Below are 20,942 nucleotides of genomic sequence, written 5' to 3' on the forward strand. Positions count from 1 at the left end.
AGGAATGTGGAGTTTTTAGTGAATACCGCGGTCCGATTTCGCAAAAACCACCTTTTCCACATCAGCAAAGCGCTCAGCAAAATGCACGGTCATGTCCGCTTTGACCGACTCAGGCAACTCTTCAAAGTCTCGTCGATTGGCTTCTGGTAAGATAACTTCATTCACTTTGCTGCGTTTAGCAGCAATGATCTTTTCTCGAATTCCTCCCACAGGAAGCACCTGCCCTGTCAGAGTTAGCTCCCCTGTCATGGCCAGTGGACGTTGGACAGGTTCACCTTTAGCCAACGACATCAATGCTGTCGCCATGGTAATGCCTGCACTAGGTCCATCTTTTGGCGTAGCACCTTCTGGCACATGTAAATGAATCATGCACTTATCGAAGAATTCCGCATTCTTCTGATAACTCTTGGTATGAGATAAGACGTATGAATAAGCGATCTCAGCCGACTCTTTCATGACTTCGCCCAGCTTACCTGTCAGCTTCAAACCACGGCTAAGCTCATGAACCTTATTCGCTTCCACAGGAAGTGTCGCACCGCCCATTGAGGTCCAAGCAAGACCCGTCACAACGCCGACACCACGTAAGGTTTTCTCACTGCGGAAATATGGCATGCCAAGGAAGGTTTCCACGTCCTTCACACCGACATTGATGCTGTCTTTCTCTCCAGTCATCAGTTGCACAACACATTTACGTAAAATCTTCTGCAGCAGTTTATCCAGTCCACGAACACCTGCTTCACGAGCATAGGATTCGATAATGTACTTCAACGCCGCATCTGTAATGTTTAACTGTTTTTTCAAAAGCTTGTTTTTCTTCAGCAACTTAGGCCATAGATGCTGTTTTGCAATCGCCAATTTTTCTTCCGCGATGTAACCCGATAATCGAATCACATCCATACGGTCAAGTAATGGCGCTGGAATGGTATCCAACTGATTAGCAGTACAAACAAATAAGGCTTTTGATAGATCCACTCGCATGTCTAAGTAGTGGTCCAGAAATTCTACATTTTGCTCAGGGTCCAACGCTTCAAGCAACGCTGAGGCTGGATCCCCTTGGAAAGAAGAGCCAATCTTGTCGATTTCATCCAGCATGATGACAGGGTTTTCAACTTCTACATCTTTTAAAGCTTGAACAAATTTACCTGGCAAGGCGCCAATGTAAGTACGACGATGACCTTTAATCTCAGACTCGTCGCGCATCCCGCCCAAACTAAAACGGTAAAATTGGCGATTCAATGCTTCAGCAATGGATTTACCAATAGATGTTTTACCTACCCCAGGTGGGCCAACCAATAGCATAATGGAGCCGCCCATTTCTTGGCGGTGAGCACCTAACGCCAAAAACTCAACAATGCGGTCTTTTACATCCCCAAGGCCAGCGTGATGCTGCTCTAGCACCTCTCGAGCTTTATTAATATCAAGGTTATCTTTTGAATGAACACCCCATGGAATAGATGTTGCCCAATCAAGATAATTACGTGTTACGCCGTATTCAGGTGAGCCCGATTCAAGAATGCTTAATTTATGCAGCTCTTCTTCAATCTTTTTCATGGCCGCTTCGGGCACCGTTTTATTTAACAGGCGCTCTTCAAACATCTCTACATCAGATGTTCGATCATCTTTAGAGATGCCCAGCTCTTTTTGAATGACTTTTAGCTGCTCTTTTAAGAAGAACTCGCGCTGATGCTTGCTAATCTTTTGATTTACTTCTTCGCTGATTTCATTTTGCAATCGCGCAATCTCTAGCTCTTTACGAAGTAAGGTCAGAGACGCATGCAAACGAGCAGTAATCGGCAGCGTGGCAAGAATGTCGTATAACTCTTGAGGCTCTGCAGAAGTAATGGAAGCCGCAAAATCTGCCAGCAAACCAGGTTCATTAAATGAGAATCGTCCTAAGTACTGACGTAGATCTTCACTGAAAAGCGGGTTTAATCGAATCAGTTCTTTGATCGCGTCAAGAATCGCGATGGAGTACGCTTTTGACTCATCATCACGTACTTTAGAGTCGCTGATGTAGCGTACTCGCGCTAGATATGGCGCTTCGGTACTGAGCCACTCAACCACTTCTATACGCTTAATGCCTTGCGCTAGGAAGGTAATCTTGTCGTCTGTTTTTTCTGCTCTGTGGGTTCGAGCTACACAGCCGATTTCAGAAAAGGTATCTACTTTGGGGGCACCTGCACCCGTCCTTTCTGCATACACAAGCCCAACCACCGATTGCGGCTGCTCAGCAATGTGCTCAAGGGTGTCTTCCCAAGGTTCGGCATCCACCATAACGGGCTGCACTTGAGCTGGGAAAAAAGGTCTGCTGGAGACCGGCAGGATGTACAGCGTGTCAGGTAACACATCATCCGGTAAAGCGAGTGAGCGTGGGTCACTAATGGACACTTCATCCGTTTCAACAACATCGCCTTCAGATGGATCTAAATACTTTTCGTCGTCACTCATAAGTCTCTTTCTCTATCAACGCTGATTCTAAAAATCAGTTTAGGAACAATAAAACTTATGTAGTGACGTTTGTGAAAAATACAATCCGATATAAGTGTCTGCGCAATTCATCCATAAATATTGCAGCCTTAAAATTTAGCCTCGTAACGCTAAAAACGCGCCGGCTCCCGCCATAATACCGCCCGCACCTTGATTCACACGCTTCATCGCTCGTTCGGATTTCATTAGGCGACGCGCTTGGGCGGCCGAGTACGAGATAAGGGTGAGGCCTAACATGAGCGCGAAAAATGCTAAGACAGAGGCTAAGACGATATCTCCACCATCAAGCACCGTCACATCCATAAACGTCGGTAAAAATGCAATATAAAACAGCACAACTTTAGGGTTTGAAGAAGAAATAAGGAACCCTTGCAATGCCGCAGACCAGCCATTTTTTCTAGCGCCAATACTTGAATTATCAACGTCTAAATCAATCGGCGACGTCCACATTTTCCAACCTAAATAGAGAAGGTATGCCGCTCCCACGTAACGGATCACTAGAAATAGCACTTCCCACTGCTGAGCAATGGCTGCTAAACCAAAACATGCCATGACCAGGTAAAGAATATCACCGCACACCATCCCAGCAGATAGAGGCAATGTCTTGATGACACCTTGCGTTAGGCTTTTTGCTAAAATCGCGAAGACACCAGGCCCTGGCGTGATACTAAAAATAAAAATGGCGACAAAAAACGTCATTGCACTTTCTAAACTCATCTTAAACTTCCTCTATGCCGCAACTGAGTAATATCATTCGCGTAATAAACTGTTTAGCGTCGTCAAAATCCGACTCTTCAAGCTGCTCTTTCTGCAACAAAATCTTCACCTGCCCATCAAAATCCGCATACGTCTGGGTCATAGCCCAAATCGTGATGAACAAGTGCTCAACTGGAACCGGCTTCATTAACCCTTGTTCCACCCAACGATCTAATGTTTGCTTCTCCTTTTGCAATTCGTCCACAAAGAATCGGCGTAAGAACTCCAATACAAATGGCTCTTCACCAATGAGCGCCATGGCGAATACTTTAGAAGCACTTGGATTAAGACGTGATTGGTCGAGCTTCTCACTGATATAACGCGTCAAGTTATGACGAGGCCCAAGCTCCTCTGAAAACTGACTCACAGAGTCTAGCCATAACTGCAGAATACGCTCAAGCACGGCTTCTAACAGATCTTTTTTAGAGCGGTAGTAATAATGAATATTCGCCTTGGGTAAGCCAGCTTCGTCTGCAATCATCTGTGTCGTGGTTTTGGCTAGCCCTTGACGCGCAAAAATACGCTCAGCCGTTTCGAGAATGAGTGCTTGATTCTGGGCACGGATATGAGTTTTCAGCTGGTTTTTCGAACGTTTGGGAGATTCAGACACAGTTGCCTCAGTCATTTGGCTAATTACAGACAGGTGTGTGAATTATAAAGGGAATCAGGCGAGATAACATTAAAAATGGGGAGCAAAGCTCCCCGTTCCCCTCACAACAGTTCGGTGTTAGGCGTACACCTTTAGTGCTGTTGTACCACGTTGGCTCAGTTTACAACTCACCAATATTGGCGCGTTTGTAATCTGGACTTGCTACAAGAGATGCAGCAAAAACTTGAACATCCGGTCAGAATACAGACACAAAAAAAGAAGTGCAAGAAAAATCTGACCATTTGTTTAAGTTTTTAATCCGCGGCAACCATCAAGCGATTTCTTCCTTTGCGCTTAGCTTGATAAAGGGCCTGATCCGCACGCTTAATCACATCACTTGGCGCCTCTTCAGCGGTCGAATAAGCTAAGCCTAAGCTAGCAGTCACCGATATTTCTTTTGTTTTTGTGTCCGTAGAGACATCCAGACGTTGCGCTTGGATCTCTTCCCTGACCTGTTCGAGTACTTCTTCAGCTTGCTCTACATTTCGCCCCTTAAATAGAAGCGTGAACTCTTCACCGCCGTAGCGAAAAACGGATGCAGAGCTGCCATAACGCAGCATGACCCGCCCTACGATGCGCAACACATCATCCCCTTTATCGTGTCCATAGGAATCGTTAAACTTTTTAAAATGATCCACATCCAACATGGCGATTGCATAATGTCTCGGTAACGCCAGCATCGCCTCATTCAAAGCCCTACGACTTGGCAGTTGAGTTAATTCATCTCGGTACGCCATGCGGTGGCTTTCCGCAATAACAAACCAAACCCAAACCAGAATTTGCGCACTGCGAATCGCCGCATCTTGATTTGCAGAAAAATTCTGACATTCGATCAACAATAAAGTTGCTAGGCTTACTAGCACGGCGGTAGAGAAACCATCAGCTTTTCGCCACCAGTACAACAAACTTAATAAACTAGTAATCGAAATCGCCATCCAGCACAACAAACTAGAAAACGTAACGCCTAATAGCGGGACATTAATCGCGAGAAAGTCGAAATTAATCGTGCCTTTTTCATAGGCCACACTCCATGCCAGTAACATGACAAGAAATAAAATACGATTAAAAACGAAACGATTGAAGAAACCTCGCTCTCGTAATACTAGCAACAACCCTAAACCAATTGCCGCTACAGTTGTTGAGCTGCTTGGAAAACTCTCCATGGCAATGTATGGATAAAAAGCAGGCAAAAGAATCAGCCCACCCGCCAGTAACACTTTACCTCGGTTAAAGTGCCAAGCTAAAAAAACCATCACACTTGCCAGCACATAGGGCAACCAAGGCAGCAACTCAAGCGCCAGCGTAGGCAAGACTTGAATATAGATACTAGCTATTAAACCAGCTAAAAGAATAAAAAGAGGCACTAACAGAGAGCCCGTTCTTTGCGGCATGAAGCAACCTATCGAATCTATCGATCAAAACAAATCAATATCTTGCCCCGAAAACGTAACGATTTCATTAATAATTAGATAAAACAATGCGCAAGAGAATATTATGGGATTACTTATAGACGGCAAATGGCACGACCAGTGGTATGACACAAAAGCGACTCAAGGCAAGTTTGTACGCTCTCAGTCACAGTTTCGAAACTGGCTGGTTTCTCCTAACGACTTCGATGCTAACGATGCAACACACTTTTTAGCCGAATCGGGTCGGTATCACCTATATGTTTCCTTGGCCTGCCCATGGGCTCATCGCACGCTAATCTTTCGGCATCTAAAACAATTGGAGGAACACATTAGTGTCAGCTGTGTTCATCCTCATATGCTTGAGCATGGTTGGACCTTTGCAGAAGATGCAAACTTTAACGATCAACATATTCCTTTAGGGGACCCTCTCCATGAGTTTCAATTTGCCCATCAGTTGTACACTCATGCTCAACCAGATTACTCGGGACGAGTCACCGTCCCCATTCTTTGGGACAAACACACGCACACCATTGTCTCGAATGAATCTGCTGACATTATTAGAATGTTTAACTTCGCATTCAATTATCTTACCAATAATCATGACGACTATTACCCTGATGAACTTCAGCACGACATAGATCAGATCAACTCAAAAATCTATGACACGGTCAACAATGGAGTTTATAAGACAGGCTTCGCAACCACTCAGGCAGCCTATGAAGACGCGTTATTCCCACTGTTTGACACCTTGCAACAACTAGAAGAAACGTTAAGCCATCAGCCTTATTTATGCGGCACTCAAGTCACTGAAGCGGATTGGCGCTTATTTACGACATTGATTCGTTTCGACGCGGTTTACTATGGTCACTTCAAGTGCAACCTCCAACGTATTATCGATTTACCAAATCTAAACCGATATTTAGAAGGCTTGTACCGTACTCAAAACGTCGCAGATACCGTGAACTTTGAGCACATCAAACAGCATTATTACTATAGCCACGACACCATCAATCCAACCCGTGTCGTCCCCAAGGGACCTAAAAAGATTTTCATCTCAGCACTTTAAGGACAAATTTAGAGAAAGTTGAGTACTTTTTGACAATATTCAAACTATCAACTATCAAATTATTTGTTTTTTTCGGATAATGTTGTTCATATATTGAACTTCCAAAACGAGCATCAGGCGATCCTGCTGCTCGTTTTGTATATAAACGCTCTTAATAATGATGGTTAGATATGGAACGTAAGTTACTTTGGGTAATCTCGAGTATCGTGATTTTAATTTTGTGGTTGAAAATTGAACCGCAAGGTACTCTCCAAGATGGAGCGGAAAAGGTTTTCGATGAACCTGCGCCAAAAAGTGAGCAAGTAACGCCTAAGCTTGAGAACTCACGAGAGGCTTCCGTAACAGTAGAAGAACAAGAGTATTTTAAAAGTCACCCAATAGATAATAGCAAACCAGACTTTTCAGCTATCGAAGACGTACAGCAACGCAAAGCTGCATTCTTTGATTTTTTACTGCCTTTTGTACAAGAAAAAAATGCCTTATTGCTTGAAGACAGAGCTCGAATACAAGAGATTTTAGACAGCCCTGAACCACCATCAAGAGAAGATAAAACATGGATTGCTGCGCTTCGCAACATTCATAAACTCCGAAAACTAGGTGTATATACCCATGAAGACATTGCCGTACTATTAAAATATGTCGACATCATTCCTGCTTCACTGGTATTGGCTCAAGCAGCGAATGAATCCGCATGGGGAACATCGCGTTTTGCAGTAGAAGGCAACAACTACTTTGGACAATGGTGCTTTACCCGTGGTTGCGGACTCATCCCCAATGCCCGTGGTGAAGATCAGGACCATGAAGTGCGTAAATTTGCCGATGCGCGAGAGTCTGTCTTTGCATATATAGATAATTTAAATAGTAACTCGGCTTACAAAGAGTTACGCAATATTCGCGCTGAGCTTCGTGATAACAAACAGACTATTACAGGTTTGGCTCTAGTACATGGTCTGGAACACTACTCCGAACGAGGCCAAGACTATATTGACGAGATTGGCAGTTTAATCGACTACAACGAACTCTGGCGTTTTAATGTGCACACGGATGAAGCAACTTTCAACAGTGAATAAGTGTCATATTTAGAGCTTTTACCTATAACCTGTAGGTATTCCTCTGTTTTTGCAATAAAATTCGCTGCTTCTAGGGTGGCGGCGAATCACCCCCATCCTTTACAATATCGCTAATTAATACTGAAAATTATAAATCGAGGACATTCCTTTGGCCCGTTTACCTGTTATTGTTGGCTTTGGCGGAATCAATTCGGCTGGACGTACATCCTTCCATCAAGCGTATCGTCGAATCATTCTTGACTTACTTCCCCAAGCCATTCAGCAGGAAGTCCTGCTCGATCTTGCGACAATCACAAATATTGCAGAATACCAAAATGGTGCTTGGCTCACTCATGATGGTGAAGCCCTTGACACAGAAACGCTCATCGATACATTTGGTGAAGAGATTTTAGCGCGCACCCTGATTCGCCGCATTCATCCAAGTCTCTTTGACGTTGATAACGTTGTTATTCACAAAAGCTCGGCTCTAACACCTGTTGCAGAAGGTGAGAAACTTAGTTTTAGCGTTAAAACACGCTCTCTTCCGGATAACATCCCGGCCAATTGGCAAGTGAAAGAGCTGTCCAAAACCCATAGCGAAATCACCGTAGACGGCACATTAGAAACCTTTATTAAAGACTCTAAGTCGCTCAGTGTAAAAGCAGCTGGCCAGCTTCCTACAGGATTCGACCCTTCAAAATTGTATCAGAGCCGCAACCACCCCCGCGGTCTCCAGATGACCGTTTATGGGGCTTCAGATGCGATCCTTAGTAGCGGCTTAGATTGGGATAAAGTTCGAAATGTTGTCGCGCCAGATCAAGTAGCGGTTTATGCAGCCAACTCGATCGGTCAAATGGACGATCTTGGCTTTGGCGGCATGCTGAAATCAGCCTTAATGGGCAAGCGTACAACATCTAAGCACCTACCTCTTGGCTACGCGCAAATGCCAGCGGATTTCGTTAACGCCTATATTTTAGGGTCTGTTGGTAACGTTGGCACCTCAATCGGTGCCTGTGCTACCTACTTCTTTAATCTAGAGCGTGCTATTGAGCAAATCAAAGCCGGTAAAGTTCGTGTGGCAATGGTTGGTGGCAGCGATGCTCCCATCACCCCGGAGATCATCGAAGGCTTCAGAACCATGGGTGCACTCGCAGAAGACACCGCACTGCTTGCCTTAGACCAACTGGAAAATCAGAAAGAGCCAGATCACACTCGCAGCTGCCGCCCATTCGCCCAGAACTGTGGCTTTACCATTGGCGAGTCAAGCCAGTGGACTCTGTTGATGGATGATGAGTTAGCGATTGAATTGGGGGCTACCATTCATGCTGCAATTCCTGCGGTATACGCTTATGCCGATGGTTACAAGAAGTCGATTTCCGCACCAGGCGTTGGTAACTATTTAACCCTTAGTAAAGCCATGGCTTACTTGAAGAATATCATTGGCTCCGAAGGCCTAACGGATAGAACATTTATCCAAGCTCATGGAACAAGTACTCCGCAAAACCGTGTCACAGAGTCCCATGTACTTAGCCAAGCAGCGACCAGCTTCGGCGCCACAGACATGCCCGTGACAGCCATGAAAGCCTACCTTGGTCACTCTCAAGGTACTGCAGGCGGTGACCAACTACACCTATCATTAGGTGTTTGGGAACATGGCATTCTTCCAGGTATTATCACATCAAATGCTGTCGCGGATGATGTTTATACCGACGGCCTTAAATTCCAATTGAAGCACGAAGAATACGGCAAAGATCATTTTGAAGCGGCTTTGCTTAACTCCAAAGGCTTCGGTGGCAACAATGCTACAGCCGTTCTTTTATCACCAAATAAAGCTATGTCCATGCTCCGAAAGCGCTACAGTGATGAGCAGCTGGCTGCTTACCAAGATAAAAACAAGGCTATACAAGAAGCTGCCGAAGCATACAACCAAGCCATGATTCGAGGTGAAATTGAACCTATCTACCGCTTTGGTTTTAATGTGCTCGGTGGTGAGGAATTAGATATAACAGATAAGAAAATCCAATTACCTGGCTACCAAATGCCAGTCGATCTAAACGTAGAGAATGAGTTCGACGATCTCGTTTAATAGGATCATACTGTGCAGGTACTAAAGTGCCTGCACAGTATCCAGCCAACACTTTATTACTGCAGCTTTTCCATTAAGAAATCTATCAAAAGCCGAACCTTTTTAGGTTGCAGCTTTCTCTCTGCATACACAGCGTAAAACTGCCCTGTAAATGTCTCATATTCATCAAATAGTGAAACCAGCTTGCCACTTGCAATGTAATCGTCGACCAAGAAATCAGGCTGCATGATGACACCAGCTCCAGCAACCGCTAAACGAGTCAATGCACCGCCATTATTGCCCATTAAATTGCCATTAACCTGCACATAAAAAGTGTCCTTTGACTCTTTCTTGAAGGACCAGCGCCCAGCATACGGCGCATTAGTGTAAACCAAGCAATTGTGATTCATTAATTCATTCGGATGACTTGGCTTACCAAACTTCTCCAAATAGTCAGGCGACGCGCACACATACCCTCTCATAGAGCACAAAGGCCTCGCGATAAATTGATCGCCGCCTAAATCACCACCACGCACAGCCAGATCAATACCCGACTCTGTTAAATCGACACGCTTATCACTGAAATCTATTTCAAGAGTAATATCTGGATACAGAGCCGAAAACTCACTCAAGATAGGCACCATATGTGATAAACCAAAATCCATTGGCACGCTGACACGGATACGGCCTTTAGGCTGGTGGGTTAAGTCCGTAAGCTCTCCTTCCGCTTCATCTATGGCCTCTAGAATCGTCACACAATGTTGATAGTATTGGTGTCCTGCATGGGTCACACTAATATTGCGCGTATTACGGTGCAGCAGCTTGGCTCCTAGTGACTCTTCAAGGGCATTAATATAGCGTGTCACCATCGGTCGTGAGATATCCAATGACTCGCTCGCCACTTTAAAGCTCTCTGCCTCATAGACACGACAGAACACTTTCATAGCCTGTAATTTATCCATCTGGATTCTCCCTTAGAGAAAAAGTTCCATCAAAATTATTTCATTTAAAGAAACAGTGAATTGTATTGTCGTGTAATTATGTATTCTTAGAACATGATTATACTAGCACTATATTCATTAAACACTCTTGGAGAGAGCCATGAAAACCCTATTAGCAGCAACCGCAGCACTACTAACCACATCAGCTTTTGCAGCAGACTACCAAGTCGATGCTGCGCACTCGTTCGTGACATTTGAAGTAGGTCATTTAGGTGTAAGCACAACGGTTGGTCGATTCAACGAGCTTGAAGGCTCTTTCACTCTTGATGACAGTGGTAAATCAGGTAGTGCCGAACTGACTATTCAATCTGCAAGTGTCGATACCAACCACGAAGCGCGCGACAAGCACTTACGCAGCCCGGATTTCTTAGACGTTAAACAATTCCCAACCATCACATTCAAGAGCACCTCTTTCGATGGTGAAACACTGACTGGTGACCTAACCATCCACGGTGTTACTAAAGCAGTCAGCTTTGACGTTGAAAAAGTAGGCGAAGGCAAAGATCCATGGGGCGGTTACCGTGCAGGCTTTGAAGCAAGCACAACCATTCAGCGTAGTGACTTCGGTGTCTCTTACTTCATCCCTGGCGTAACCGATGAAACGGAACTTGAAGTATTCATCGAAGGCATTCGCCAGTAATTAGGAGCCATCATGTACGAGGAAGCAGGTAACTCAAACCTTCTTATGTTACTCAATACTGCTGTCTACCCTTTTCTAGCGGCCGCTATTATTACTCTTTTAGGAAAAGTTAAGCCAAACCTAAGCCTATTTGGTTTAGGTGCAGGCTTCCTCGTTGCTTTAAGCCTGATCCACTCAGGCTTAAATTTCCCTCCGAGCAAAGCCCTAGACTTCTTAGTGACAGCAGTAATTTTGGGGTGGCTGGCGACTTTAATCAGTCAGTTGAAAATCAGCAAAAATGCTCAACTAGCGGTTCAATTAGCCCTATTTGGACTTGGCTTTTATTGGCTACTCAATCCTGTACTGCAGCATCAATCCCAGGCTACCAGTCTGATCTGGGCAATAGTGAGCGCTGCCGCAGTAGTATTGAGCACGCAACTACAATTGCTTACGTCTTCAAAGGAGCACTCTCATGCTCCTATGGCCTCACTGGCTATTGCGGCAGGCGCCACAGCTCCAGTTGTCGCTATCGGCGGCAGTCTTTTGATTGGACAATTGTTAGGTGGGTTTGCAGCCAGCGTCGTTGGTTTCATACTGATTCAGCGCTTTGTCATCAAATCCAGTAGCATTAATGGGTTACTACTCGGCAACATGATATTGGCAGGCTTGCTTGCGCAAGCTCACGTATTAGCAGATTTGCCTATATGGACAATGCTTATTGCCTTCCTAGCCGTTCAAGCGACCAGCTTTAGTCAAAAAGCTTTCGCAGAAGATGGAACAGTGATGCGCACAATTATTACTCTAACCCCTCAAGTGGTGATCAGCGCTCTCATCGCAGGCATATCACTATGGAGCGTATGGCCAGAAAGCAGCCTATACTAGCCCCATCAAACCACCGATATTCAAGGGCTGAATTCAGCCTTTGAATATTGATCTGCTCGCTCTCCAAAACGGTAATATTAACGCCGAAATCAAACAGCTTATAAAGCCAAATGACAGCAAGTACCCAACGCTCATATGGCTGAAATCAACAAACAAAGCCATAAAGAAGATGTTTGGTAGCACTGTGAATAACCAGATACTGAGAGTCAGTACCAAACGCTCAAAGCTTGAACGCAGATTGGTTTTCGCCAATAGCCAGCTACTAAAATAAGTGTACAAAAATAAAGCGATACCAAAACCAATTAAACTTGCAGTTGAAGCACCTCCTAAGGAGCCTCTCCCTATCTGCTGCGTGACATTTGCCGGCGCCGCAGAATACCAAATCACTCCAGCAAGCAACTGTAAAACATACACTAATGCGATTGCTTTATAATTCACCTTTTAACCGCCTTGTTTATTCTCTCCCACATTAAGTGGCTGGAACTAAATAAATATCTTTGATAAGCATTCTTAGTACAGGCCGCCATGAGCGCTGCTTAATACCGTAATGGCCAAAAATCTTTCGGCAAGACAAGGATTGACGCTTAATATCCGTCGCCATTTCAAGGGCACTTGCCGTATCCCCCATATTCTCCAAGACCGACTGAGCTTTTTGATCAAACTGGCTCGCTGTCGTTAAGACAGCTTCCACCAACCCCATCCAGCTGATTTCTTCAGAACAACAGTAATGATAAATACCCGTATTTGTTGCGCCATAATGTCTTTGCTTCACAACTGAGAGCAAAACTCGCGCTACATCAGAAACAGGTGTTGGGCAACCTATTGCTGTATCATGAAATTCAAGCGAAGCTCCAGCTTTGACAAGATTAATTGTATTGGCAATAAAATCATCTTGAGCGCCACTGAACAACCAGCCCGTCCTCAATACAATGTTGCGTTCAGAAGCCAATACTTTGGACTCAGCCATCATTAAGCGTTTAGCAAAGCGACTACGCGCATCGGGTTCATCGGTTTCCAAGTAGGAAGCTTCCTTTTCTCCAAGGAATACTTGAACACCACTTAACATATAAAACAGTGGGCAATTTGGTTTACTTAATAGTTGCCCCAGTGCTTCCAGGTAGCGTTCATAATCATTTTGCAGCGCACTACGTAAAGAAAAAGCATCGATAACCGCGTCGCAATATTGCTGGTCTAGAACTGACGAAGACACTTTATCTAGCACGTTCTGACAAGGGACTTCCAACCAGTCAAAGTCAAACTCGTTATCATAATATTGTCGAATGGCACGTCCCAGTTCCGTATCACTGCCAAGTAAAACAACACGCATGGGAGCGTTTATATTCATTTGAACTGTCAATTCTTTATACCTTATGCCAATTTGGTAACACTCTTTTTAAGTTCGCACCTGTATACTGCGCGACAAGGCTAACAGGCTGCTCTCTTAATATTGAAACCTGTTGAGCAACATCTAGCACTCTTAAGGGCGAGTTTGGTTGCCCTTGATGACCGCATAAAGGCATATCCGGCGCATCCGTCTCTAAAACAAAATCCTGGTCCGTTAATGACTTAAGCACACGCCTCGCTTTCTGTGCTCTAGGATACGTAATCGTCCCCCCTATCCCCAAAACAAAACCTTGATCTATAAAACGCTTTGCCTGCTCATAGCTGCCATTAAACGCATGAACCACACCTCCATACTCAAAGTTCACTATCCGAAGTGCTTTAAGCAAATCATCCTCACTCTTTCGAGCATGAAAAATAACAGGAAGCTTCCATTTCTTAGCCAGCTTTAGCTGCTCAACCAATACTTCATACTGTAGTGAGTAGTCTGGCATGCCTGGCCACTTATCCAACCCAATCTCACCCACAGCAACAACGGAAACCTCCATCAGATGACATTCAAGCTGCTCAAGACATAAATCGAGCGATAATTTGTCATCCAAAAAATAAGGATGCAGCCCTAACGCAATCCGAATCTGTGGGTACAGTTTCGCCAACTGAATAATTCGATACCAGCTTTCTTCAGTCGTACCAGGCACCAAGAAACCTGTCACGCCAGCCTCTAGACACGAGTCTAACAAGTTAGGCAGATGCTCAAACTGAGGAAAATCAAGGTGGCAATGACTATCGATAAACATGTGTAAAGATTACATTAAGAAGCCATAAGTCTCTAGCGGGTAAAAAGGTAAGAATGTAAAAAAGCCGCACATATAGCGCGGCCTTTTTGTAAAGCTTGATCGAAGCGATATTAAAGCTTTGGACCCGCCTTAATAATGTCTTCTGAGACTGTTTCAAACTTCTTAAAGTTTTCAACAAATTGAGCGATCAGGCCTTTCGCTTGCTCGTCGTAAGCAGCCTTATCTTCCCAAGTATCGCGAGGATTTAGCAATACTGAGTCAACACCTTCCACTTGAGTAGGAACATCAACGTTCAGTTGATCAAGATGAACCGTCTCAGCATCAACCAATGCACCAGATTGAATCGCTGCAATCACAGCACGAGTTGTTGGGATGCTGAAGCGCTTACCGCCTTTACCGTGTGCTCCGCCAGTCCAGCCAGTGTTAACAAGGTAAACTTTGCTACCAAACTCTTCAATACGCTTCATAAGCAGGTCAGCGTAAACGTCCGCAGAACGAGGGAAGAACGGAGCACCGAAACAAGTCGAGAAAGTAGACTTGATACCGCTACCTGCACCCATTTCAGTAGAACCTACCAATGCAGTGTAGCCACTTAGGAAGTGGTAAGCGGCAGCTTCTTTGCTAAGGATTGATACTGGAGGCAATACACCCGTCAAGTCACAAGTCAAAAAGATAACCGCTTTCGGTTCACCGGCACGGTTTTCTTCAGCGCGCTTATCGATATGAAGACGAGGGTAACCAGCACGACCATTCTGAGTAAGAGATGTATCTGTGTAGTCTGCTGTACGAGCATCATCTAATACAACGTTCTCAAGAATGGTTCCGAATTTGATCGCTTTCCAAATAACGGGCTCGTTTTTCTCAGAAAGATCGATTGTTTTCGCGTAACAACCACCTTCAATATTGAATACAGTGCCTGTTCCCCAACCGTGCTCATCATCGCCGATCAGGAAACGAGACTCGTCCGCAGACAGTGTCGTTTTACCAGTACCAGATAGACCGAAGAACAGGGTTACATCACCTTCAGAGCCTACATTAGCTGCACAGTGCATTGGCAGCACGTCATATGCTGGCAATAGGTAGTTTTGTACAGAGAACATAGCTTTCTTCATTTCGCCAGCGTAACGCATACCAGCAATCAATACTTTACGCTCTTTGAAGTTAAGAATAACGCAACCGTCAGAGTTGGTGCCATCACGCTCAGGCTGACACTCAAACGTTGGCACATTCAAGATCTTCCACTCATCTTTTGAAGATGGGTTGTACTGCTCAGGGTTAATGAACAGATTGCGGCCAAACAAGTGTTGCCAAGCTGTTTCCGTACGCATCTGAACAGGGATGTAATAATCGTCGCCAGCACCAACATGAACATCTGATAGATACGATTTTTTTGCATCCAAGTAGGCTTCTACACGATCCCACAATGGCGCAAATTTTTCCTCAGGGAAAGGACGGTTAACCGGTCCCCAGTGGATTGTGTCTTTTGTTGTATCTTCTTCTACGATAAAACGATCCATCGGAGAACGACCTGTACGGGCACCAGTCTCTACGACTAGAGCGCCGGAATCTGCCAGAACACCTTCACCATCAATCAGCGCATTTTCAACTAACTGGGCGGTATTCAAGTTTCGCAGAATGATTTGGTCATCAGTTCTGTTGCTCATGTTGCTTTAGTCCTCTGAACAAAACGGTTACAAAAATGTTTTGATATTTTTATTTGGGGGAAACCTATAGTAACAAATCAATCTAAAAAAAAATATTGATATAACAAAGTGTTATTTTATTTCATTAAGGTAAGTTGTCTAAAAACCTTAAACAATTGACTTATTTAACTTTTTTATAAAAATCTCAGCCCATCTCGATACTTCATGCATTGAAAGCCGCTTAAATTTATGTAAAAAAACTACATATCAGTATTTATATTACAGTTAAATATGTGAATACGTTACTTTGGCAGAGCCATATATTTTTTTGGGATCTAGCTACAATTTCAGGAAAATCACTCGAAATTGCTCTAACTCTCGACTAAAATCCGCGCTGACTCTAGGAACTTCCACAATAATTCAACTTTTAGCCCCCCCTTAACTCAGGCTTGAGATGCGAATTTCATGGTAGGATTCTTTCTAACCTCCCCCCGTTCGAAACAAAGGTAGACCTAACGCTATGCAAAATCTGAATCAGAGCTGCAACATTGGATTTGTAGGACTAGGAGTCATGGGTAAAAACCTTGCCCTTAACCTAGCCGATCACGGTTATCGTGTTGCAGGTTTTGATCTCGACAAAGAAAAAGTACAGGATGTTTTAGATACAGAAGCAAAAGAGCGCCCTGATACAGTCGATCAAGCGAGAATCATTGGTTGCGATAACATGAAGCAAATGCTGGACATGTTAGTAAGCCCACGCGTTATCGTCGTGTTGGTGCCAGCAGGCAACCCAGTAGATGCCGTTTGCCAAAGCTTAATTGAAGCAGGGTTAGACTCCCAAGACATCGTTGTTGATTGTGGTAACAGCCAATGGACGGACACTATTCGCCGAGAAAGCGAATACAAAGAGAAGTTTAAATTCTTTGGAACCGCTGTATCGGGCGGGGAAGTAGGTGCTCGCTTTGGTCCTTCCCTGATGCCAGGCGGCGACGCAGATTCTTGGAAATACCTACAACCAATGTGGGAAGCCGTTGCAGCGAAAGTAGATGCGGACGGAAAACCAATCGAAACGCGCACACCTGGTCAACCAGTTAAAGAAGGTGAACCTTGTACCGCTTATCTTGGCCCTAACGGCGCTGGCCACTACGTTAAGATGGTACATAATGGTATCGAATACGCAGACATGCAGCTTATTTGTGAAGCCTACCACCTACTACGCTCACTACTTGGCTACGAGCCAGCTGAAATTGGCAAGCTGTTTGAAAAATGGAACCAAGGCATTCTGAACAGCTACTTAGTAGAAATCTCCGCCGATATTCTCCAGCAATACGATGAAAAGACAGGCGCTCCTCTAGTAGACATGATCTTAGACAGTGCTGGCCAAAAAGGCACAGGCCGCTGGACATCCATCAGCGCAACGCAAATGGGCGTTCCTGCTGGCATTATTAGTGAATCCGTTTACGCTCGTGCTTTGTCTACACTGACAGCAGAGCGAGAGAAAGCGTCTAGCTTCTTAACAGCTGATATTGATATTTCTGAAATCGATGCGGAAGCCGTTGAGCAAGCTATCGAAAACGCACTTTACTGCGCGAAGATCTGTGCTTACGCACAGGGCTTCCAATTGATGCGCGCAGCACAAGCTGAGTACGACTGGCAACTAAACTTCATTGGTATCGCAAAGATCTGGCGTGGCGGCTGTATCATCCGAGCATCGTTCCTACAGAAAATTGCTGACGCGTTTGAAAACAATCACGATCTAGAGAACCTACTGCTAGATGAGTACTTCGCGAATGCAATGGCAGAAAAACAGAAAGGTCTTCGTGATGCCGTGGTACTGGCTGCTCAGTCAGGTATCCCAACACCGTCTTTCTACTCTGCTCTTGCGTACTTCGACGGCTACCGTTCAGAAGTTCTGCCAGCAAACCTACTGCAAGCTCAACGTGATTACTTCGGTGCACACACTTACGAGCGTGTTGATGCAGAACCTGGTGAGAAATTCCACACGCATTGGCAAGAAGCTGGCCGTCCAGAAACAAAAGTAAAATAAACTTTTTTACCGTGATGCTTATACAAAAAAGCCCGTTTAGAGCGATCTAAACGGGCTTTTTGTTAGCAGAAAAATAATCGTTAGATCATTAGCCTTTCGGTTGCTGCTTTTCAATAGCGGTTAACATACCACGCAGCATTCCGACTTCTTGCTGATCCAACTGCGAGCGCTGGAACAATCGGCGGAAGCGGGTCATGACTTGGCGCGGTGCTTTCGGGTCCAGGAACTCGATATCACCCAACACTTTCTCTAAATGGCCTAGCATGTAATCTAATTGCTCAGATGTCGCGGCAGGAACATCCCACTTACTTTTCACAATTGGGCCATCTTGCAAGCTTAGCTCTTGCATGCGCAGCTCGTAAGCAATCACCTGAACAGCCGCGGCAAGGTTCAAAGAACTAAAACCTTCCACTGACGGGATATGAACATGGTAATGACAACGCTGCAGTTCTTCATTTGTCAAACCACGGTCTTCACGACCAAATACAAACGCCGTTTTTAACTGCTCTTTGAAAACCAAATCCGCCGCTTGGCGAGGGTCAACCAATGGCCATGGAATATGGCGCTCGCGAGCACTGGTGCCGATCGCCAATTGGCAGTCCGCTATCGCTTCTTCAAGGGTCGCGACAATTTTCGCATTATCCAGAATATCCGTCGCTCCAGACGCTCGGCTGACAGCTTCATCATGGGGAAAGAGCTTTGGATCAACCAATACTAATTCACTTAATCCCATGTTTTTCATCGCGCGTGCTGCGCCACCAATATTGCCGGGATGAGAGGTATTCACCAGCACGATTTTAATGTTTTGTTGCATATAGAAACTCATACCAAATGTCTGTGAAGCATTACAAGAACCATGGTATCAGAGAATTGAGAATAACCTAGCTTTTGAACATAATTTAACCAACTTTAAGCTAGATTAGTTTAGGGTTTTGGGCTAGAATTCGCGCCCACTATATTGACACATAGAAGGTCGATGCCCTGACTGCTTTATCGCGTCGACAACGCTCTTTAACACTTTAACCGCAACGTACTGTCCAAAAGACAGTAGCTGCCCTATTGATTCAAAAATGGTATCCCATGCAACCACGAATTAATGTCGCTATGAAAGCGGCTCGCGCTGCCGCAGACTTCATCATCCACGCGCAAGAGAAAATGCTGTTTGATAAAGAAGCAGGTCAAAATGCCGCTGAAGTTTATCAAAACGTATGCACTGGCGCTGAACGCAGTATCGTTTACAGCCTAGAAAAAGCTTACCCTGCAGATAAAATCACAACACGCCTACAAGGTACTGTTCAAGAAGGTTCTGAAGGCGAATGGATCATCGATGCCATCCAAGGTCAGCATTTGTTTACACGTGGTCTATCTGGTTTCGCGATCACAATTAGCTACCTCGTTGCGGGTAAAGTAGAGCACGCCCTATTGGTAAACCCATCCACTCGCGATGAGTTTTACGCAAGCAAAGGTCGTGGCGCATACCTAAACAACTCTCGCATCCGCACTGGCGGCGCTCGTTCTCTAGAGAACACAACCCTTGCTACACAATTTCCTGGTACAGAAGACACCATCGCTTACGCATCTGGCCAATTCAAAGTATTAGAAGAAGTTGCTAACAAAGGCGCACGCGTTGTCATGCAAGATGCACCAGCTGTAATGCTTGCAAACGTTGCTGCGGGCCGTCTAGACGCTGCATGGGGTCTAGAGCTTCGTGAATGGGAAGTGCAAGCTCCTCTATTTATCGCAAAAGAAGCAGGCTGCCTATTTGCTGGTTTTGACGGTGCACCGAACTACCAAACAGGTAACGTTCTATGTGCCAACCCTCGCCTATTCAAATACCTACTGCCAACATTAAACAAGCAGCTTGGTGTATAAGCGAATCTTAAAATGCTTGTAATAAAAAATCCCAGCACAGGTAACTGAGCTGGGATTTTTTCTAGAACCTAGAAAGCAAAATCTAAAAAGCAATTAGCTTTTGTAGATGTTCTCGTAGCAGTAATTGGTTGCTTCGACGAAGCCATCCACACTACCACAGTCAAAGCGACGGCCTTTAAATTTGTATGCAATAACGCAACCTTCTTGGGCCTGACGCAAGATGGCATCGGTAATCTGAACTTCACCGTTTGCCCCTGGTGGCGTCTCACGAATCTTTTCAAAAATATCCGGCGTCAAAATGTAACGACCGATGATGGCCAAGTTCGACGGCGCATCTTCTTTCTTAGGCTTCTCCACCATGTTCGTGACACGGAAGATGTCATCACTGATCGACTCTCCTGCAATCACACCATATTTATGTACTTCGTCTTCAGGAACTTCTTGAATGGCAACAATGGTACAGCGGAATTGCTTAAACAGCTTAACCATCTGCGCCATAACACCATCGTATTCACCACCGATACAAAGGTCGTCGGCCAATACCACGCCGAACGCTTCATCACCAATCAAAGGCTCGCCCGTCAAAATTGCATGACCAAGACCCTTCATCTCATGTTGACGCGTAAACGAAAAGTTCACTTTATCGATAATACTGCGAATACCTGTAAGATATTCTTCTTTAGCTGTGCCAGCAATCTGGTGTTCCAGCTCATAGCTAATATCAAAATGATCCGCAATCGCACGCTTACCACGCCCTGTTACGAAGGTAATGTTATTAAGGCCTGCTTCTACGGCTTCTTCTACGCCGTATTGAACGAGCGGCTTATTCACAACTGGCAACATTTCTTTTGGCATCGACTTAGTCGCAGGCAAGAAACGTGTACCATAGCCGGCAACGGGAAATAAACATTTACGTATCATAATCATTCCTTATTAAAAACGAAGGCAGCCAATACATCTCCGGCATCCCCTATCAACACACCTAATTTGAAAAACAGTCGCACAAATCCTAACTCTTCGGAACCTTCGTTCCTCGTATTCATCTTCATGGATTCTATGCACCTCAAATTAAGGCGAACTAAACTTCTCTTTTAAAATATTTGTACACTAAGTATCAAGCATAGAGTATGCCAATTACAGCGCTATTAACTCCACTGGTGGCCATTCTAGCAAACATTCGTGACAACTATATTCTATTTCGACATTCATCATCTTATACAAACCGTCGCTCAAGAACAGTGCTCTCTAACAAGCTTCCT

18 protein-coding genes are annotated in these 20,942 nt (G+C 44.8%); 7 read left to right on the top strand and 11 right to left on the bottom strand.

Features of this window, described 5'->3' with window-relative positions; translation table 11 throughout:
• Positions 1–15: 15 nt before the first annotated feature.
• The 4 genes from lon to ACXAC1_RS03190 all read right to left on the bottom strand — a co-directional run bounded on the left by lon (position 16) and on the right by ACXAC1_RS03190 (position 5,283).
• Entirely contained in the window at positions 16–2,448 is a 2,433-nt protein-coding gene (gene lon, locus ACXAC1_RS03175) for an endopeptidase La (RefSeq protein WP_475058655.1), read from the bottom strand.
• A 135-nt stretch (positions 2,449–2,583) separates the two neighbouring features.
• A complete protein-coding gene (locus ACXAC1_RS03180) occupies positions 2,584–3,204 on the bottom strand; it encodes a LysE family translocator (protein ID WP_475058658.1) in 621 nt (206 codons plus the stop codon).
• A gap of 1 nt (position 3,205) precedes the next feature.
• Complete coding sequence (locus ACXAC1_RS03185) at positions 3,206–3,853, bottom strand: TetR family transcriptional regulator C-terminal domain-containing protein (protein ID WP_475058661.1); 648 nt, start codon at positions 3,851–3,853, stop codon at positions 3,206–3,208.
• A 293-nt stretch (positions 3,854–4,146) separates the two neighbouring features.
• Positions 4,147–5,283 (bottom strand): GGDEF domain-containing protein, encoded by a 1,137-nt coding sequence (locus ACXAC1_RS03190; RefSeq protein ID WP_475058663.1) that lies wholly within the window; start codon positions 5,281–5,283, stop codon positions 4,147–4,149.
• A gap of 103 nt (positions 5,284–5,386) precedes the next feature.
• On the opposite strand from ACXAC1_RS03190, the gene ACXAC1_RS03195 reads away from it, so the two are divergent.
• The 3 genes from ACXAC1_RS03195 (at position 5,387) to ACXAC1_RS03205 (ending at position 9,502) form a co-directional block, all read left to right on the top strand.
• Positions 5,387–6,367 (top strand): glutathione S-transferase family protein, encoded by a 981-nt coding sequence (locus ACXAC1_RS03195; RefSeq protein ID WP_475058666.1) that lies wholly within the window; start codon positions 5,387–5,389, stop codon positions 6,365–6,367.
• Between the two features lie 170 nt (positions 6,368–6,537).
• Complete coding sequence (locus ACXAC1_RS03200) at positions 6,538–7,437, top strand: glucosaminidase domain-containing protein (protein ID WP_475058668.1); 900 nt, start codon at positions 6,538–6,540, stop codon at positions 7,435–7,437.
• Positions 7,438–7,585: 148 nt separating this feature from the next.
• A complete protein-coding gene (locus ACXAC1_RS03205; RefSeq protein WP_475058670.1) occupies positions 7,586–9,502 on the top strand; it encodes a beta-ketoacyl synthase in 1,917 nt (638 codons plus the stop codon).
• A 56-nt stretch (positions 9,503–9,558) separates the two neighbouring features.
• On the opposite strand, the gene ACXAC1_RS03210 is transcribed toward ACXAC1_RS03205, so the two are convergent.
• Positions 9,559–10,443, bottom strand: coding sequence for a LysR family transcriptional regulator (locus ACXAC1_RS03210; RefSeq protein WP_475058673.1), 885 nt, complete (start codon positions 10,441–10,443; stop codon positions 9,559–9,561).
• A 139-nt stretch (positions 10,444–10,582) separates the two neighbouring features.
• Here ACXAC1_RS03210 and ACXAC1_RS03215 point away from each other — a divergent pair, with 139 nt between their 5' ends.
• Positions 10,583–11,122, top strand: a complete 540-nt coding sequence (locus ACXAC1_RS03215) for a YceI family protein (RefSeq protein ID WP_475058675.1) — start codon at positions 10,583–10,585, stop codon at positions 11,120–11,122.
• Between the two features lie 12 nt (positions 11,123–11,134).
• Positions 11,135–11,983, top strand: coding sequence for a hypothetical protein (locus ACXAC1_RS03220; RefSeq protein WP_475058678.1), 849 nt, complete (start codon positions 11,135–11,137; stop codon positions 11,981–11,983).
• 33 nt (positions 11,984–12,016) lie between these two features.
• Here ACXAC1_RS03220 and ACXAC1_RS03225 read toward each other — a convergent pair whose 3' ends face one another.
• The 4 genes from ACXAC1_RS03225 to ACXAC1_RS03240 all read right to left on the bottom strand — a co-directional run bounded on the left by ACXAC1_RS03225 (position 12,017) and on the right by ACXAC1_RS03240 (position 15,785).
• Entirely contained in the window at positions 12,017–12,421 is a 405-nt protein-coding gene (locus ACXAC1_RS03225) for a hypothetical protein (RefSeq protein WP_475058679.1), read from the bottom strand.
• 31 nt (positions 12,422–12,452) lie between these two features.
• Positions 12,453–13,340: a sugar nucleotide-binding protein gene (locus tag ACXAC1_RS03230; RefSeq protein ID WP_475058682.1), complete on the bottom strand. Its 888-nt coding sequence runs from the start codon at positions 13,338–13,340 to the stop codon at positions 12,453–12,455.
• A 4-nt stretch (positions 13,341–13,344) separates the two neighbouring features.
• Complete coding sequence (locus ACXAC1_RS03235; protein ID WP_475058684.1) at positions 13,345–14,121, bottom strand: TatD family hydrolase; 777 nt, start codon at positions 14,119–14,121, stop codon at positions 13,345–13,347.
• Between the two features lie 110 nt (positions 14,122–14,231).
• Positions 14,232–15,785: a phosphoenolpyruvate carboxykinase gene (locus ACXAC1_RS03240; protein WP_475058686.1), complete on the bottom strand. Its 1,554-nt coding sequence runs from the start codon at positions 15,783–15,785 to the stop codon at positions 14,232–14,234.
• A gap of 499 nt (positions 15,786–16,284) precedes the next feature.
• Here ACXAC1_RS03240 and gndA point away from each other — a divergent pair, with 499 nt between their 5' ends.
• Positions 16,285–17,811: an NADP-dependent phosphogluconate dehydrogenase gene (gene gndA / locus ACXAC1_RS03245; RefSeq protein WP_475058688.1), complete on the top strand. Its 1,527-nt coding sequence runs from the start codon at positions 16,285–16,287 to the stop codon at positions 17,809–17,811.
• Positions 17,812–17,899: 88 nt separating this feature from the next.
• Here gndA and ACXAC1_RS03250 read toward each other — a convergent pair whose 3' ends face one another.
• Positions 17,900–18,625, bottom strand: a complete 726-nt coding sequence (locus tag ACXAC1_RS03250) for an RNA methyltransferase (protein WP_475058690.1) — start codon at positions 18,623–18,625, stop codon at positions 17,900–17,902.
• Between the two features lie 266 nt (positions 18,626–18,891).
• Between ACXAC1_RS03250 and ACXAC1_RS03255 the strand changes: the two genes are divergently transcribed.
• Positions 18,892–19,683 carry an inositol monophosphatase family protein gene (locus ACXAC1_RS03255; protein ID WP_475058692.1) on the top strand — a complete coding sequence of 264 codons (792 nt, stop codon included), beginning with the start codon at positions 18,892–18,894 and terminating at the stop codon, positions 19,681–19,683.
• A 93-nt stretch (positions 19,684–19,776) separates the two neighbouring features.
• On the opposite strand, the gene galU is transcribed toward ACXAC1_RS03255, so the two are convergent.
• Entirely contained in the window at positions 19,777–20,604 is an 828-nt protein-coding gene (galU, locus tag ACXAC1_RS03260; protein ID WP_133562481.1) for a UTP--glucose-1-phosphate uridylyltransferase GalU, read from the bottom strand.
• Positions 20,605–20,942: the final 338 nt, after the last annotated feature.

It is taken from the genome of Marinomonas sp. AWM4_232 (assembly GCF_056158325.1).

Bases quoted from the DNA above. Each gene is read 5' to 3' on its own strand.
- lon (WP_475058655.1), bottom strand. From the start codon at position 2,448: ATGAGTGACGACGAAAAGTATTTAGATCCATCTGAAGGCGATGTTGTT.
- ACXAC1_RS03180 (WP_475058658.1), bottom strand. From the start codon at position 3,204: ATGAGTTTAGAAAGTGCAATGACGTTTTTTGTCGCCATTTTTATTTTT.
- ACXAC1_RS03190 (WP_475058663.1), bottom strand. From the start codon at position 5,283: ATGCCGCAAAGAACGGGCTCTCTGTTAGTGCCTCTTTTTATTCTTTTA.
- ACXAC1_RS03195 (WP_475058666.1), top strand. From the start codon at position 5,387: ATGGGATTACTTATAGACGGCAAATGGCACGACCAGTGGTATGACACA.
- ACXAC1_RS03200 (WP_475058668.1), top strand. From the start codon at position 6,538: ATGGAACGTAAGTTACTTTGGGTAATCTCGAGTATCGTGATTTTAATT.
- ACXAC1_RS03210 (WP_475058673.1), bottom strand. From the start codon at position 10,443: ATGGATAAATTACAGGCTATGAAAGTGTTCTGTCGTGTCTATGAGGCA.
- ACXAC1_RS03215 (WP_475058675.1), top strand. From the start codon at position 10,583: ATGAAAACCCTATTAGCAGCAACCGCAGCACTACTAACCACATCAGCT.
- ACXAC1_RS03220 (WP_475058678.1), top strand. From the start codon at position 11,135: ATGTACGAGGAAGCAGGTAACTCAAACCTTCTTATGTTACTCAATACT.
- ACXAC1_RS03235 (WP_475058684.1), bottom strand. From the start codon at position 14,121: ATGTTTATCGATAGTCATTGCCACCTTGATTTTCCTCAGTTTGAGCAT.
- ACXAC1_RS03240 (WP_475058686.1), bottom strand. From the start codon at position 15,785: ATGAGCAACAGAACTGATGACCAAATCATTCTGCGAAACTTGAATACC.
- gndA (WP_475058688.1), top strand. From the start codon at position 16,285: ATGCAAAATCTGAATCAGAGCTGCAACATTGGATTTGTAGGACTAGGA.
- ACXAC1_RS03250 (WP_475058690.1), bottom strand. From the start codon at position 18,625: ATGCAACAAAACATTAAAATCGTGCTGGTGAATACCTCTCATCCCGGC.
- ACXAC1_RS03255 (WP_475058692.1), top strand. From the start codon at position 18,892: ATGCAACCACGAATTAATGTCGCTATGAAAGCGGCTCGCGCTGCCGCA.
- galU (WP_133562481.1), bottom strand. From the start codon at position 20,604: ATGATACGTAAATGTTTATTTCCCGTTGCCGGCTATGGTACACGTTTC.